The sequence below is a fragment of the Spiroplasma sp. TIUS-1 genome (genome assembly GCF_010365785.1).
Taxonomy (GTDB): Bacteria; Bacillota_I; Bacilli_A; order Mycoplasmatales; family Mycoplasmataceae; genus TIUS-1.
Genome location: NZ_CP048387.1, coordinates 527,495 through 544,128, shown reverse-complemented (window position 1 = coordinate 544,128; position 16,634 = coordinate 527,495). Strand labels below are relative to the sequence as shown.

General features: G+C 27.4%; 18 protein-coding genes. 17 read left to right on the top strand and 1 reads right to left on the bottom strand.

Annotated features, from left to right (window positions below; all coding sequences use genetic code 4):
- The first annotated feature begins 25 nt into the window (after positions 1-25).
- Both STIUS_RS02440 and STIUS_RS02435 read left to right on the top strand, forming a co-directional pair.
- A complete protein-coding gene (locus tag STIUS_RS02440; protein WP_162649792.1) occupies positions 26-301 on the top strand; it encodes an HU family DNA-binding protein in 276 nt (91 codons plus the stop codon).
- 61 nt (positions 302-362) lie between these two features.
- Entirely contained in the window at positions 363-905 is a 543-nt protein-coding gene (locus STIUS_RS02435) for a DnaD family protein (protein WP_162649791.1), read from the top strand.
- Here STIUS_RS02435 and STIUS_RS02430 read toward each other — a convergent pair.
- Positions 902-1,378, bottom strand: coding sequence for a Holliday junction resolvase RecU (locus STIUS_RS02430; RefSeq protein ID WP_162649790.1), 477 nt, complete (start codon positions 1,376-1,378; stop codon positions 902-904). The two genes, STIUS_RS02435 and STIUS_RS02430, sit on opposite strands and share 4 nt — an antisense overlap.
- 93 nt (positions 1,379-1,471) lie before the next feature.
- Between STIUS_RS02430 and STIUS_RS02425 the strand changes: the two genes are divergently transcribed.
- The 15 genes from STIUS_RS02425 (at position 1,472) to ileS (ending at position 16,632) form a co-directional block, all read left to right on the top strand.
- A complete protein-coding gene (locus STIUS_RS02425) occupies positions 1,472-1,801 on the top strand; it encodes a DivIVA domain-containing protein (protein WP_162649789.1) in 330 nt (109 codons plus the stop codon).
- Between the two features lie 53 nt (positions 1,802-1,854).
- Complete coding sequence (locus STIUS_RS02420) at positions 1,855-3,150, top strand: thymidine phosphorylase (protein WP_162649788.1); 1,296 nt, start codon at positions 1,855-1,857, stop codon at positions 3,148-3,150.
- A 55-nt stretch (positions 3,151-3,205) separates the two neighbouring features.
- Positions 3,206-3,676 (top strand): hypothetical protein, encoded by a 471-nt coding sequence (locus STIUS_RS02415; protein WP_162649787.1) that lies wholly within the window; start codon positions 3,206-3,208, stop codon positions 3,674-3,676.
- A 95-nt stretch (positions 3,677-3,771) separates the two neighbouring features.
- Positions 3,772-4,200: a hypothetical protein gene (locus STIUS_RS02410; RefSeq protein WP_162649786.1), complete on the top strand. Its 429-nt coding sequence runs from the start codon at positions 3,772-3,774 to the stop codon at positions 4,198-4,200.
- A gap of 88 nt (positions 4,201-4,288) precedes the next feature.
- A complete protein-coding gene (gene pheS / locus STIUS_RS02405) occupies positions 4,289-5,347 on the top strand; it encodes a phenylalanine--tRNA ligase subunit alpha (RefSeq protein ID WP_162649785.1) in 1,059 nt (352 codons plus the stop codon).
- A 4-nt stretch (positions 5,348-5,351) separates the two neighbouring features.
- Entirely contained in the window at positions 5,352-7,703 is a 2,352-nt protein-coding gene (gene pheT / locus STIUS_RS02400) for a phenylalanine--tRNA ligase subunit beta (RefSeq protein WP_162649784.1), read from the top strand.
- Positions 7,703-8,209: a DUF177 domain-containing protein gene (locus STIUS_RS02395; protein ID WP_162649783.1), complete on the top strand. Its 507-nt coding sequence runs from the start codon at positions 7,703-7,705 to the stop codon at positions 8,207-8,209. The genes pheT and STIUS_RS02395 overlap by 1 nt, the downstream gene beginning before the upstream one ends.
- A 14-nt stretch (positions 8,210-8,223) precedes the next feature.
- The gene (gene rpmF, locus STIUS_RS02390; protein ID WP_162649782.1) at positions 8,224-8,403 is read left to right on the top strand and encodes a 50S ribosomal protein L32; all 180 of its coding nucleotides are present in this window, start codon (positions 8,224-8,226) and stop codon (positions 8,401-8,403) included.
- Positions 8,404-8,577: 174 nt separating this feature from the next.
- Positions 8,578-9,006: a division/cell wall cluster transcriptional repressor MraZ gene (gene mraZ, locus STIUS_RS02385; RefSeq protein ID WP_162649781.1), complete on the top strand. Its 429-nt coding sequence runs from the start codon at positions 8,578-8,580 to the stop codon at positions 9,004-9,006.
- A complete protein-coding gene (gene rsmH, locus STIUS_RS02380; protein ID WP_162650046.1) occupies positions 9,003-9,935 on the top strand; it encodes a 16S rRNA (cytosine(1402)-N(4))-methyltransferase RsmH in 933 nt (310 codons plus the stop codon). Before mraZ ends, rsmH begins: the two co-directional genes overlap by 4 nt.
- A gap of 8 nt (positions 9,936-9,943) precedes the next feature.
- Entirely contained in the window at positions 9,944-11,224 is a 1,281-nt protein-coding gene (locus STIUS_RS02375) for a hypothetical protein (protein ID WP_162649780.1), read from the top strand.
- 13 nt (positions 11,225-11,237) lie between these two features.
- Positions 11,238-12,533 carry a cell division protein FtsZ gene (gene ftsZ, locus STIUS_RS02370; RefSeq protein WP_162649779.1) on the top strand — a complete coding sequence of 432 codons (1,296 nt, stop codon included), beginning with the start codon at positions 11,238-11,240 and terminating at the stop codon, positions 12,531-12,533.
- 1 nt (position 12,534) lies between these two features.
- Positions 12,535-12,771 carry a cell division protein SepF gene (gene sepF, locus STIUS_RS02365; RefSeq protein ID WP_162649778.1) on the top strand — a complete coding sequence of 79 codons (237 nt, stop codon included), beginning with the start codon at positions 12,535-12,537 and terminating at the stop codon, positions 12,769-12,771.
- 11 nt (positions 12,772-12,782) lie between these two features.
- Positions 12,783-13,721 (top strand): S9 family peptidase, encoded by a 939-nt coding sequence (locus tag STIUS_RS02360; RefSeq protein WP_162649777.1) that lies wholly within the window; start codon positions 12,783-12,785, stop codon positions 13,719-13,721.
- 211 nt (positions 13,722-13,932) lie between these two features.
- Positions 13,933-16,632, top strand: coding sequence for an isoleucine--tRNA ligase (ileS, locus tag STIUS_RS02355; protein WP_162649776.1), 2,700 nt, complete (start codon positions 13,933-13,935; stop codon positions 16,630-16,632).
- The last annotated feature ends 2 nt before the right edge of the window (positions 16,633-16,634 follow it).

The following is a 16,634-nucleotide window of genomic DNA, read 5'->3' as shown; positions in this document are numbered from 1 at the left end:
TTATAAATAAGATAGGGGTATATATATGACAAAAAAAGAATTAGCTGAAAGATTGGCAATGGACTGTGGAACTACAAAATCACAAGCCGAAGAAATTATTAATTTAGTATTTGATGAAATCACAGCTTCATTATCACGTGGAGAAGAAGTAGCTATTGCTGGATTTGGTAAACTTACAACACTAGAAAGAAGTGCAAGAGAAGGAATCAATCCATCAACAGGTGAAAAAATTAATATTGAAGGTAAAACAGTTGCAAAATTCAAACCATCAAAACAATTAAAAGAAGCAATTTCTAAATAATAAAAAATGGTCTCTAAGGAGATCTTTTTATTTATAATAAATCTACAAGGAATATAAATATATGTTTGAACTTTTACAAAGAGGACTGGTTAGTCACTCATCACTTTTAATTAATTATTATTCAGCAATAGGAATGAATGAAAATCAATTAGTAATTGCACTTATTGTTTTAAAACATTCAAATGGTAACAATAGAGTATTTACTCCAAAAGATTTTGGGCAATATATGTCAATTTCAGAATCAAATATTGATCAAGAGATATCAGATCTTGCTGAAAAAAATCTAATCAAAGTTAATTTTAAGACAAATGTAATATTAATTTCTCCAATGATGAAAAAAATTATTTCTCACATTGAAGCAGAAAGAACAGTATATAAAGATGACATTCAATATAAGTTTGTTCAGGAATATCTAAATATTAAATTAACAGAGCGTGAAATCGGTATATTGAATTCTTATGTTGAAAGTGGTGTATCAAGACCAAAAATGAATGACCTAATGAAGACAAGTGAATGTGATGACTTTGCATCACTAATTACAGTTTTAAAGAACGCAAAATCAGAATTGAAGAAAGTGTTCACTAAATATGATTGAAATGCTTAAAACAAGTCTAAAATTAATTCTAAATATACATTAAGACCATCAAACTCTATTTTCGTTCCATTGTTGGAAAACCAATCGTAGGGTATTTTATTTACATTAAAGTTTTGCAATTCATTTATTGTTAAACAAAAATAATCATTTGTTAAATGGAAGTAAACAATGAAAAAACCAATACCACCAAGTTCACTAATCATTTTGATTTTGGCAAGTTGGTGTTTTTTTATGTTCGACAAACTGAAGTAGGAAAGCTCTGTTTCTTTTGCTTCAAATTCAATATATCTTCCTCTGTATATACCAATGTAATCACAAAAATAATTCTTATTTAACTTAACTAAAAATTTATCTGATTCTTTTGAAATTATTTTAGAATTTATAGGCATTTTAAATATTTGACAAGAACCTTCAATGTTTAATCTTTCAATATTGTGATTTAGTATAGTTTCTAAAAACATACCTTTATTTTTTAATACCAAAATAATTCCTCCTATACTATTAACGTCACAAAATTAATTTTTTAATTCATAAGTTTTAAAAAGTGTAAAATTAATATATCAAAGAGGTAGTAAATGAATATTAAATTATCACACAAAAATATAATTGATAAAGAATTTGAAGTTGAATACAAAGGTTACAAAGTTGAAGAAGTTGACGGTTTTTTAGATGCCATCGCTGAAGATTATGCAACAATTGAGATTAATAACAAAGAAAACTTAAAAATGATTTCTACATTAGAAGAAGAGTTGGAGCGTGTTAAAGATGAATTATCTTTAGCTAGAACTAAGAATTCAGAATTAGAAAAAACTATCTCAGAACAAATCAAAGATAAACAAATGAATTCAGATATTTTTAGAAGAGTATCGATGTTGGAAAAGAAAACAAGTGAAAAAGATAAATAGGTCTATGACCTATTTTTTATTAGTATAATTAAATTATAAATGAGGAAAATAATATGAATTTTGTACAAGTTTTAAATAAGAAAAAACAAGGACTAGAGTTAACTACTGAAGAAATTAATTACTTTGCAACAGAATATGCAAAGGGGACTATTCCAGATTATCAAGCATCAGCATTATTGATGGCAATATGTATTAAGGGATTAAATGAGAGAGAAATTTTAGACCTAACACAAGCATATGTAAGCACTGGTGATAAATATATGTTAGAAAATGTAAAAGGATATAAAGTAGATAAGCATTCAACAGGTGGAGTTGGAGATAAAACTTCATTGGTTTATGGTCCTATTTGCGCAAGTTATGGGTTAAAGGTATGCAAGATGTCTGGTCGTGGACTTGCTCAAACAGGTGGAACAATAGATAAATTAGAAACGTTCCCAGGAATGACAACTGAGTTATCAGACAAAGCATTCCAAGATGTGATAAACAAAACAAATATGTCAATTATTCAACAAACATCTAATATAGTGTTAGCAGATAAAAAAATATATGCTTTGCGTGATGTTACTGGAACAGTAGATTCAATTGGTTTAATTACTGCCTCAATAATGTCTAAAAAATTAGTATTAAATAATGACGGACTTGTTATTGACTGTAAGGTTGGTAAAGGCGCGTTTATGAAAGATTTGAAAGAAGCAAAAGAACTTTCAAATTACATGATAAAAATCGGTAAAATGGCTGGAAGAGATATTGCCATAATGTTAACAAATATGAATACACCATTAGGGAAAGCAATTGGTAATGCAATCGAGGTTAAAGAAGCATACGATACATTATTAGGTAATGGACCAGATGATCTAAATGAATTGTGTGCAACTGCTGCTGCAATTAGTTTAGTTCAAGGCGGTATATTTAAAGATTTCAAAACAGCTGAAAAAGATGTTTTAACTAAACTAAAAAATGGTGACTTTGTAAAACCATTTAAAGAATTTGTTGAAGCTCAAGGTGGAGATTTTTCTGTGATTGAAAATTATGATAAAAACTTTACAACAAAAAACAAGATTGAAATCAAAGCTGATAAGGATGGATTTATAGAATATATAGATGCAAATGAAATGGGACTATTGGCAATGGAATTAGGAGCTGGACGTAAAACAAAAGAAGATACATTAGACTTGGCAGCTGGTATTTATTTAGAAAAACAAACCGGTGATGCAGTTAAAAAAGGTGATGTTTTATTCACTTTATATTCAAATAAAGTTATTGATTACAAAAGTGAAATTAGTGATAAATTATTCACAATAAATAAGACAAAACCTAACTCAAAAATAATTTTAGATATTTTACAATAGGTTTTAATTATTCAAATATAGTATAATTATATTAATGATAAATAGGAGATATAAAATGGCAGTATCAAATACAACAAGCTTAAGTGATAAAAAAGCAAAAGATGAAGGTTTAGATTTATTATTTAATGGTAAGTTATCTGTTAGTCAAATCAGTGTTTTAAAAGATGCACTGGAAAAGGGTATTAAAATAGATTACTTTAAGTTAATAGCAAATCCAAATTTTAAATTTTCAAGTATGTGTGTTCTTTTAGAAATAGCATTTGAAATAGAAGATTTTGGAATTTTTCAACATTTGGCAAATCCTAAATTAGAAGTTTACAAAATTTCTTACTTAGCGGATTTAATTAAAAGCAATGAATTAACAGAAGAATATGTGAAATTATTATCTAATCCAAAATTTACTGTTGTTCAATTGGGTGTATTAGAAGATGCAATTAAAAAGAATGTATCATTTGATTACGTCAAGAGAGCTGCCGATCCATCAATTAATGCAGCTAAGATGGCAGTGTTATTAGGTACTAAATAATAAAAAAACATCGTAAGATGTTTTTTTTATTTTACCAACTATTAATTAAGACCTCAATTATTGTATGATTAAAACAACAAGGAAATAAAAAAATAATGAATAATAAAATTCAACAATTTCTATTAGATGATAAACTTTCACAAGAACAACTACGTGTCTTAAAAGCAGCAATAGATAAAGATATTAATCCGTCATATTTTTCATTATTTGCAAATCCAGATTTTCAACCACAAAGTATGTTTATATTAACAAAATTATCATTTTTATTAGATATTGAAATATTTGGCCTTCTTGCAAATAAATATTTGACAACAAGGAAATTGCAATATATAAGTGATTTCATTTTAGAAAATAAACCTCAAATTGAGTATGTTAAATACATTACAAATTCTAGATTATCAATGAGTCAAATTTCTTTAATTCTTAGGGAATTGAAAAATGGCATTGATATTAAATTATTTGAAAAAGTTTGTGATCCAGCACTAACTATTTCTCAAATTGCAAAATCATTAAGTAAAAGATAATAATGATTAATTCAAAGTGTTTTTTATTTGTGTAGTATATTGCTAAGCACTTATTAATATATAATATTATTAAATTATTGGTGAAAAGATGATACAAAGAATAAAAGATTTTAAATTAAAATTTGATAAATCAATTAAAGAGGTTAAAAATAAAGAAGATCTAGATAAAGTTAGATCTAATTTTGTTACATCAAAAGATTCATTTTTAATTACAGCATTTTCAGAAATTAAAAAATCTACTCCTGAAGTTAAAAAAGAAATAGGTGAATTAATTAATAAAACTAAAAAGTACTTTATTGATGAGATTAATAAGTTAAGTGAAAAATTCCAAAAGGTTGAATACAATGAATTACTTAAAAAAGAAAAATGAGATGTTTCAATTGAAGGTTTACAATTTAAACCAGGAACTTCTCATCCACTTAATTTAGTAATTGATGAAATTAGACAAATATTTACTGAATTAGGATATGAAATGATTAATGGTACTGAATTTGAAACTGATGATTTTTGTTTTCAAAAGTTAAATTTACCAATTGGGCATCCGGCTCGCGACATGCAAGATACTTTTTACGTTGATGAAAGCACTGTCTTAAGAACTCATTGTACAAATATGACAGCCAGAGCATTATCACAATTAGCTAAAGCAAAAGAAACAATACCTGCAAATGTGGGAATGATAAGTTATGGAAATGTTTATAGACGTGATGATGATGATGCAACTCACTCACACCAATTTATGCAAGTTGATGGATTATTAATGGGTGAGAACATATCATTTGCTAACTTAAAATGAACGCTTGAATATGTATGTAAAAGATTGTTTGGACAAGAAACAGTAATTAGAATGAGACCTAGTTTTTTTCCTTTCACTGAACCTTCAGCAGAAGTAGATATTAACTGTGTATCATGTAATGGTATTGGTTGCAGAATTTGTAAATACTCAGGATGAATTGAGATCTTAGGATCAGGAATGATTGCAAAAGAGGTTTTTGAATTAAATGGAATAGATTCAAATAAATATCAAGCTATAGCTTATGGATGGGGTATCGAAAGGATAGCAATGCTAAAATTTGGTGTTACAAATATTAGGGACTTTTATGAAAACAATGATAAGTTCTTAAAACAATTTAAATTTTTTGGGAAATAAAAAGATGATTATTACAAGAAGATGAATTCAAGGATATATAGATATATCAAAAATCAGCAATGAAGAAATTTCTAAAGCTTTCAATAGTTTGGGTTTTGAAGTTGATGAGTTTTTAGATTACTCAAAAAAGAATTCAGGTCCAATTGTTTTAGGAAAAATTAATAAAGCAACTAAAATTGAAGGAACAAGTTTGAATCTTTGCGAAGTTCAAATTGAAAAAAATAAAGTATTAAACATAGTTTGTGGTGCCACAAATGCTAGAGAAGGAATATATGTAATTGCTGCTCTAAATGGAGCAAAAATTGCAAACGGTTTGACAATTGCAGATAGAGAGATTCGTGGAAACAAGTCTTTTGGAATGTTGTGCTCTGTTACTGAAGTTGGAATGAATACATCAATTTTAAGTGAAAAAGAAAATGATGAAATTTTTGAAATCGTCTTAAACGAAGATATGGATAAATTAATTGGTTCAAAAGATGTCTTAGATTTAATTGGATTAAATGATCAAATTTGAAATTTGGATTTAACTGTAAACAGAAGTGATGGGTATTCATCGTTCCAAATATTAAAGGAAGTAGCTAACTACTTTAACATTGGTTTGGATAATAAATTTGAGATTAAGACTGAAAATAAAGATTCGCTTATTATTCCAAAAAATGCGAAATGAATAAATGTTATATCAACACAAGATATAAAATTGAAAAAAACAAATAAAAAATATTCTTCAAACAGAAATATTTGATTAAAGCATAATGAAGTTAAAACTTCAGAATTTGAATTTGCAAATATTGCAAATGAAGTTGCAATCAGCTCTGGTCAACCAATATTGATTATTGATAAAAATAAAATTGAATCAAAATTGGAACTTAAAGTTGTGAAGACTGATAGAGGAGATTCAATTCAATTATTAGATGGTAAATCTATTGTATCAATAATTGGAAAGGGTGTTGAAAGCCACTATTTACCTAATTTTGATTCATCAGAATTAATTGCAATAACATTAAATATTTCACCAGTTTTTGCGCGTGTTCACCAAAAGGCAGTAAATCAATATGGTGTAGAAATCCAAAGATATATTAGACCTATGTCTAATTTTATATTTGAAAAAACTCACACTTATTTAAAAAAAATTTTAATTGATCTAGACTTATTTGAGTCTGCATCAAAGGTGTATTTAGTAAATTCTCCGTTACTAGTTAATAGTAAAGTTGAGGTTAGTTTAAAACAAATAAATAGATTATTAGGAAATGAATTGACTCAAGAAATGATTAAACCTTTATTTAAACATTTGGGAACTTCAATAACTGGTTCAGGAGATCAATTAATCATTGAACCAGATAAATACCGTGTGAACTTAGGTAACTTTACAAATGTAGTTCAAGAAATCGTAAGACTTTATGGATATGGAAATATTGTTTCAAAACCACCTTTAATTGAATCTCAATTTCAATCTAAAAATTTGGAACAGCAACAAATTGATGCAACATTTAATTATTTAAAATTTAATGGATTCCAGAACATTAAAACTTACTCACTGAATGAAAAACAAAAAGTTGATGAATGAAATTTATTTGATATTAAAAATCCAATTGACTTAATGATGCCATTATCTTCACAACGTGAAAGATATAAACTTTCATTATTTTCAACGATGATTGAAGCATTGGAATTTAATTATAAAAATGGAAATACAAACATGAGAGCATTTGAATTTGCTCAAGTTTACAACAAGGTGGGGTTAATCAATACACATTTATCTATTGGTATTTCGGGTAATGTTTTTGATAATAAATCATATAATTTATCTCTTAAGTCATCATTTGGATACATGAAAGGTGTTGTTGAAACAATTATGTCTCAATATAATCTAAATCCAATGTTTACATTCTTTGAACCAATGGATAATCCAGGGGATAAAATTCATCCTTATTTAAATGCAAAAATTATTCAAAGTGGAAAATTAATTGGATTCATTTTAAAGTTGGATCCTAAATATAATCAAAAGTTAAAAACAGATCCGATATTCTTAATAGAATTAAATATTTCTGCATTAGAAGAAATACAAAGTGGATCAATTAAATTGAAACCCATTTCAAAATTTCAGGCAACTACAAGAAATATTACTTACATAGCTTCTGATATCAGTTATTTGGAAGTTTTAAAAACAATGTTTAATAATGTTCCAAATTTAAAATCTACAAGTTTAGCTGACATATATGAAGGTAATAATGAAGTTGCGATTACATTAAAAATTGAATTCAATTCTGATCTGAAACAATTATCAGATGATGAAATTAATAGCTCAATGAAATTAATATTGGATAGATTTAAGAAAGAAAAGGTTGAAATAAAATAATGAAGTTTGATATTAAATCATTAGAAAAAAAAGTTGATATAAAAATTAATGATGATTTTGATTTAAAAGAAATGCCAGTTGGTAATTCATTGGTGAGCAAATTAAAAAACTTACACTTAGATGTTAATGTACATTACGAAGATACTATGAGAATGGTTATTGTTACTGGTTCAGGAACAGTTAGTGCAAAATTTAATGATGCACGTGATGGTAAAGAATTTGAAGATGAAATTGAATTTGAATGAAATGATGATTATGTATTTTATGAACCAAATTCTAACGCTGAAAGTAACATAATTATGGATGATGAATTTGATATTATTAAGAATGCTTTAGACCAATTCTTTTTAAATATTCCATTAAACTTTTCTAAGAATTATGATAATATTAATCTAATTGGTGAAAACTTTGCTTTAATAAGCGAAGATGAATACCAATCACTTCTAGAAAACAGGGTTGATCCTCGTTGAGAACAATTAGAAGAAATAAAAAAGAAACTAAAATAATAGGAGATTAAATCATGGCAGTACCATTCAGAAAGACTAGTAAGGCAGCTAAAAATAAAAGAAGAAGCCACTTAGCATTAACAACAACAGCAATAATTTCATGTACTAACTGTGGTGCCATGATCAAACCTCATAGAGTTTGCAAAGAATGCGGTTACTACAAAAATAAAGAAGTTAAAAAAATAGAAGGATAAAATCCCCATACAGGGATTTTTTTATATAAAAATTAATCACGTCAAAACAAAATTTATATTTTTAATAAATAAAAGAGCAAAACGCTCTTTTTTTTATTTTTTTAAAAAAGTTATTATTTTTATGATATTTTATGTTTTAATATATTTAAGTGGGAGAAAGTGGGAGAAAGTGGTATGTTATTAGGAACATTTGAACATTCAATCGATGATAAAGGTAGATTAAATATCCCAGCTAAGTTTAGAGCTAAGTTGGGAGAAATGATTTATGTTTCAAAAGGATTTGATGGTTGTTTAGAAATTAGAAGACCAGAAGATTTTGAAAAATGAAGTAATGAATTACTTTCTCATTCAAACACTAAAAAATCAACTCGTTTATTAAGTAGGGAAATACTTGGTAATACATCTGATGTGAATTTTGATAAAGTAGGGCGTATCAGTTTTCCATCAAATCTATTAACAATAGCGAATATTAAAAAGGAAGTATTAATTATTGGGCAAGGTAACAAACTTGAGATTTGAGATGTTAAATCTTATAGAGATTACTTAAAAGAAAATAGTGATAGCTTAGAAGCTGTTGCTGAAGAATTCGGTGGAAATCTATAATGGAACATATTTCTGTTCTATTGAAGGATTCAATTGAACTATTAAATATAAGTGAAGATAAAACATATGTTGATGCAACTATGGGTCGAGCAGGGCACTCGTCAGAGATTTTAAAAAGATTAAAATCTGGCCACTTATATTGTTTTGATCAAGATTATGAAGCTATTAACTACAGTCAAGAAAGACTGTCAAAAATTGGAAACAATTTCACAATTATTAAAGATAACTTTGTCAATTTAAAACCACAATTGGCTTTAAATGGTGTAACAAAAATAGATGGAATTCTATATGACTTAGGGGTTTCTTCACCACAGTTTGATAAAGCAGAGAGAGGGTTCTCATACAAACTGGATGCAAAACTTGATATGAGAATGGATCGAGATCAAGAATTGGATGCACACAAAGTAATAAATAAATATGCAGAAGATGAACTTGTGGATATTTTTTATAAGTATGGTGAAGAAAAATTTGCAAGGTCAATTGCAAAAAATATTGTTTCCTTAAGAAAATCAAAACCAATAAATACTACTCTTGAGTTAGTAGAAATTATTAAAAATTCAGTACCCAAAAAAGTTCTTTATGATAAGAAGCATCCTGCAAGAAAGGTGTTTCAAGCTTTAAGAATTTATGTGAATAACGAGTTGAAAGTATTTGAAAATTCACTTAATTCAGCATTAACACTGCTAAATACGGGTGGAAGAATTGTTGTAATAACCTTCCACTCTTTAGAAGAAAAAATAGTTAAATCTGTATTTAAAGATAAAACAATTGACATTAGAGATGAGTTTTTAAGAAAATTACCAGTAGTTGTTGAAAATACAAAAGAATACAAGTTGGTAATAAAAAAACCAATTATAGCAAATGAACAAGAATTGAAATTAAACAAAAGATCTAGAAGTGCCAGGTTATGGGCAATAGAAAAAAATTAGGAGTTAAAATGAACCACGAAATATATGCATCATTACAAATTGCAAAAAAAGAAATAAGATTCATAACACTTAAATACAGAAATGGTTTGGGTGCAAAATTGATGTTCAAGGATGTTGTAAAGGGAGAATGACTTGGTGAAAATGATGAAGTTTTAAACTTTAAAGAAGTTGTTAAAATCGTTAGAAAATCTATTCAATCATTTGAAAATCAATTCAGGGGAATAAAATTAGAAAAAATTAACCTAATTCTTCCAACTAAGACATTGAGAATTGAAGCAATTAGTTCTGATTTATTTTTAAATGAATTTGAAATCAGATTAATTTCTAATTCTGATGTTAATTCTTTATTTGCAAAAGTTAAATATGATGCTTCACAAAAAATGGTAAAAAGGGAAATTGTAAATATTAAGCCCTTATCATTTGTTGTTAATGGAAACAAAAAAGTTTTGACTCCACCAATTAATATGAAAGTACAGGGATTTGGAATTGAGGCACAAGTATTTAGTGTATCTAAAGATGTTTTAGATTCTCATAAAAAAGTGATATTTGAAGCAGGTAAAGATTTATTAAAAATTGAATTTGAAAATGTTGGTATTGCTAAAAAAATTGTTAAAGTTGACACACCAAACCCAACAGCAATTGTTAACTGAAGTGATTCAAAAAGAGAAGTTAGTTATGCATTCAATGATACTATAATCAACTTTGGAAGAAACAATTTTGGTATTGATACAATCATTCAAAATTTTTCAAATGAAACAGGAATTAAATTAAGCAAGGCTGCTGAATATGTATATGCAATGCTAAATTTAAGTAATAATGAAAATGCAAATGAGACTATTTACAGAAAATATATCATTGCAACAAAAACTACAGTTGAATACACTCGTGGTGAATTGAAAAAAATACTAATATCTCTATTCAAAATTGAATTAGAAAAAATTGAATTAGAAATCAAACAGGAATTTAAGGGAAAAGTAAAGAATTTTGAAGTTATATTTATAGGTGATATTCTAAAAGTCCCTGGTATAGATAGCATTTTATCTAACTCAAAATTTGATAAAATATCAGTATTCAATACAAGATCAGTTGGTCAAATCGAATATTGAACTAGTGCACATGTTGGTGTTGCAACAATGTTGCACATAAAAAACAAAAATGCTGGTTATAGTAAAACATCAACACAAACTATTATTGATGTTGCCAACAAAAAGATGAATGAGAAAAAAAATATTTTTGGAAATTTATCGTCTGTTTTTAATCAAAATAAAAATACTGTAATTAATCGTTAGGAGATAACATACTATGTACAAAATTAAAGCAAGCCGAGTTAATATCAAAGTAATTGGTGTTGGTGGAGGTGGTTGTAACTCAGTAAATAAAATGCTAGAAGAACAAATTGAAGGCGTTGATTTTATTGTGTCAAACACTGATGAGCAAGTTTTGAGTATGTCTAAATGTCAAAATAAAATAACTCTTGGACAAAAAGTAACAAGTGGTATGGGAGCTGGTGCTGAACCAGAAATTGGAAGACTTGCTGCAATTGAATCTGAAAATGAAATTAGAAATGCACTTGCAGGGGCACACTTAGTTTTTATAACAGCTGGAATGGGTGGAGGAACTGGTACTGGTGCAGCTCCAGAAATTGCAAGAATTGCAATGGAACAAGGAGCACTAGTTATAGCTATTGTAACTAAACCCTTTAACTTTGAAAATAGAATGAGAATGGCACATGCTATTAAAGGTATTGAGCAATTAAAACAATATGTTGACTCAATTATCACAATTTCTAACGAAGCATTACTAAGTGTCATTGGAAATAAACCAATTACTCATGCATTTGAACAAGTAAACAGAGTGGTTGTTCAAGGTGTTAAAACTATTACGGATTTAATTTCAGTGCCAGCATTAATTAACTTAGATTTTGCAGATATTAAAACTGTCATGAAAGAAAAAGGTGATGCATTGTTTGGTATTGGAATTGGAGCAGGAGAACAAAAAGCAATTGAAGCAGCAAATAAAGCTGTTAAATCATTACTGCTTGAAACTGAAATACGTGGATCTAAATATGCAATTGTAAATATTACTGGGGGATTAACAACATCATTAAATGATGCAAATGATGCTGTAGATATTGTTCAACAAGCTGCAGGTGAAGATATTAATATAATCTTTGGGCTTTCAATTAATGAAGAACTTAATGATGAAATTATTGTTACAGTTATAGCAACAAGAGATGATGAAGATTATATTAATAAAAGAAATAGATTACGTATCCAAAATGAATCAAAAACAATTAACAGTATTGTAAGAACAAGGGATGTCCCCTTACAAAATACACACAATCAAAATCAACAGCATTTTAATGAAAGCACAACTGATGTTTATGAAGATGAACCAACAATTAACTTTGAAAATATTTCTCAAGAAATGAACAATATTCCAGCAAATTCATTTGTTCAAACAAATGTAAATACAACTACATCAATATTCACAAATTCACCACATAATCAACAATCAAAATCTACTGGCTTCCTACAAGAAGATACAGATGATTATGATGACGATGATGATGTTCCAACTTTCTTAAGAGCTAGATAAAATGGAAAATTTAGAAACATTTGATATTGATCGAATAAATCATTTCATTCCAAAAGAATATAATGATGTAAAAAATATGGCTGTAACATTGAAAAAATTTAAAACTATTAGTATTAACTTTAGTGATTTATCGTCAAAGGATAAAATTAGAGTGTTAGATTTTATGATGGGTGTAATGTATGCATTAAATGGTACATACAACAAGATAACAAAAAATATATATGTAATTGAATTATAGGAGAAACGCTTATGGAAAATTTATTAGTTAATTTAACCATAAGTGTTTTTAATTCAAACGCAATATGTAGAAGAATATCAACTGTTAAAGAAAGGATATCAGCATTTAATTTTTTGAAAAATAAAAATGAAGATGATTTTGCTTTTAAAGTATACGCAATAGAAGAATTCATTAAATTTAATACAGTCACATCAGACGATTTAAATATAGCTGGAATGTATTATATCAACAAGGAAGTGAAATCAGATAATTGAGTTGTCTTAATTCATGGATATACACAATCTAAAGAAGAAATAGCATTAACTGGATCTTTTTATGCAAATTTAGGTTTTAATGTTGTTTCCTTTGATTTAAGAAATCATGGTGAAAGTGATGATAAATATGTATCATTTGGTGTTCAAGAACAAAAGGAATTGATTTCAGTTCTTGAATATTTGAAAAATGAACTAGGAGCAAAAAATATTGGTCTTGCAGGTTGAAGTTTAGGTGCTTTTACTACAAATCTATTTGCTTTAACTTCATATGATTTGATTTTAAAGTACAACATTATATTTGGAGTTAGTGATTCATCATTTTTTGATATGGCCCCAACATTCAAAAATGTAGCTAAATTCAATTTTCCACAAATCAACATTACAGACAGCGTTTATGAGGGTGTCATAAATACTTATAAGAATGATTTAAAAATAAATACTGATTTATTGAATTTAAATAATATCCAAAAGAAAGAACCAACATTTCCAATATTATTTTTTCATGGGAAAAAAGATATTATTTGCAATCCAGATGACAGCCAAAAAATATTTGATTTTAGAAAAGAAATAGTTAAAAGTAAAGAAGACAAATTGGTATATTTTGAAAATTCAGGACATATTCAATCACTTAAAAAAAATAAATATGATTATATAATGGAAGTTTCAAAGTTTATTAGTGATATAAAGTTTAAATAGTAATATATAATTAATGTATAAGACAAGGTTCTAATACAAAGACTTTCAGAGAGTTGACGGGTGGTGTGAGTCAATAGTCGTGTATTTGCAATTATCACTTATTACGTAAAATTTTAATACCTAATCAAGGCAAAGTAATTTGTGAATAAAGGATGGTACCGCGATAAATCGCTCCTTAATTAAGGGCGATTTTTTTATTAAAAGGAGATATATGAGTAAAAATTTTAAAGATACATTATTAATTGGTAAAACAGATTTTGATATGAAAGCTGATTTAAAGACAAAAGAGCCAAATGTTCAAAGTTTTTGAAAACAAAAAGAAATATATAAGAGAAGGTTGCAAGCTAATTCAAAAAATGATTCTTTCATTCTTCATGATGGTCCACCATATGCAAATGGTGATATTCATGCAGGTCACGCTTTAAATAAAATTCTTAAAGATATTATTGTTCGTTGAAAAATGAATATGGGATATAGTTCAGAATTCATTATGGGATGAGACACTCATGGTTTGCCAATTGAAACTGCAATTCAAAAAACTGGGGTAAATAGAAAAGAAATTGATCCTGTTGAATTTAGAAAATTGTGTGAGAAATATGCATTAGAACAAGTTTCAAAACAAAAAAGTCAATTTGAAAGATTGGGTATTTTTACTGATTACGATAAGGTTTATATAACTTTAAAACAAGAATTTGAAAATTACGAGTTAAAATTATTTGCTGAAAGCGTTAAGAAGGGGTTGGTCTATCGTGGTTATAGACCAGTATATTGATCTCCAACAAGTGAATCAGCATTGGCCGAAGCAGAGATTGAATACCATGACATTAGAAGTGCATCAATATTTGTTGCAATGAATTTAATTTCTGGGGATTATAAGGATTCAAATATTGTAATTTGAACAACAACACCTTGAACTATTCCTTCAAATCAATTGGTTGCAATTGCAAAAGAAGTTGAATATGTTTCTATCCTAAATAAGGATACAAATCAAAAATATATTGTTGCTAAAAGTTTATCAAATGCTTTAATTCAAAAATGAGATTTCAAAGATGTCGAGATATCAGATGTTGACTCTTCAAAATTAGTCAATTCAGATTATAAACATGCTTGATTTGAAAGTAAGGTTGGTAAGGTAGTTTGAGGGCACCATGTTACAGATAACTCAGGTACTGGATTGGTACATGTTGCTGGTGGATTTGGTGAAGATGACTTTATCATTGTTAAAGAGCACGGAATCGACCCCTTTGTACCAATTGATAATTCAGGAAAGTTCACAAAAGAAATTAATGATGATAGGTTAATTGGTATGTTTTATGAAGATGCTAATAAATTAGTTGGAATGGAATTAAAAGAAAAAGGAAACCTATTAAAATTAGAATTCATTAAACATTCATATCCACATGACTGAAGAACAAAAAAACCTGTGATGTATAGAGCCACTCATCAATGATTCATTAATATTGAAAAAGCCAAGAAACAGATTGATAGTGCTATTGTAAAAAATGTAATTACAAAACCAGAATGATCAAAGGAAAGATTAAGAAATATTATTAAAGAGCGTGCTGATTGAACTATTTCAAGACAACGTATTTGAGGAGTGCCAATTATTGCTTTTTTTGATAAAGATGAAAAACCAGTTTTAGATTACAAAACAATTACTCATGCAATTTCAATAATTGAAAAATTGGGAACTAATTCTTGGTTTTCAGAACCTGCTGATACTTTCTTACCTAAGGATTTACAAGGAAAAGGATATACAAAAGAAAAAGATATTCTTGATGTTTGATTTGATTCAGGATCTTCAAACATTGTTATGAGGGAGGTGTTTGGTCTAAAAGCTCCCTTTGATGTATATCTTGAAGGAAATGATCAATATAGAGGTTGATTTAATTCATCAATGATTAATTCTGTAATTTATGACGGTAAACCTGCTTATAAACAATTAATAACTCATGGTATGACAAATGATGAGAAGGGTAAAAAAATGTCTAAATCATTGGGCAATGGAGTTGATCCAATCAAGATATGCGATACAATGGGAGCCGATATTTTGAGACTTTGAGTTTCATCAACTAACTATACTGATGATCAAAAACTTGGTGATAACATATTAAAACAAGTTTCCGAATCTTATAGAAAAATTAGAAATACAATTAGATTTTTATTATCAAACTTAAGTGATTTTAATGAAAAAACAGATTACCAAACATCTTTAGAAGAAGTAGATAAATATGCTTTATCAAACTTATCAAAAACAAAAAAATTAATAATTGAAGCATATGATAACTATTCATTTAATAACGTGTATAAACAAATTAATAATTATGTAATTAATGATCTATCATCATTTTATTTAGATTTTATTAAAGATATTCTTTATATTGATGGACAAAATTCAACTAGAAGAAGACAAGTACAAACTGTTTTATTTGAGCAATTATGAATGTTAATCGATATATTAAAACCATTAATTCCACACACAATTGAAGAGGTTTATACAAATATTAATATTGAAAATAAAGTAGATTCAATTCATTTAGTTGATATGAGAAAACAAAATTTTGAGCAAAAAGACGAATTCATGAAAAAATGAAATGTATTTATTGAATTCAGAGATAGCGTGAATTTAGCATTAGAAAATGCAAGACAAATTGGGTTAATAAAAAAAGGATTTGAAGCTATTGTTAATGTTGAGCTTTCTGATAAATTTAATTTTGTAAAAGAAATTAAGAATATACATCAAATATTAATAGTTAACAGTATTAAATTTGATAGTAAAAAGGTTGATGAATTAAAAATATTTATTTCTAAAAAAGAGGGTAAAAAATGTGAACGTTGTTGAGCGTTGTATGACGAATTAACTTCTGATTCAATTTGCAGTAGATGTGATGTTGTTGTAAAAGGAATGTAACT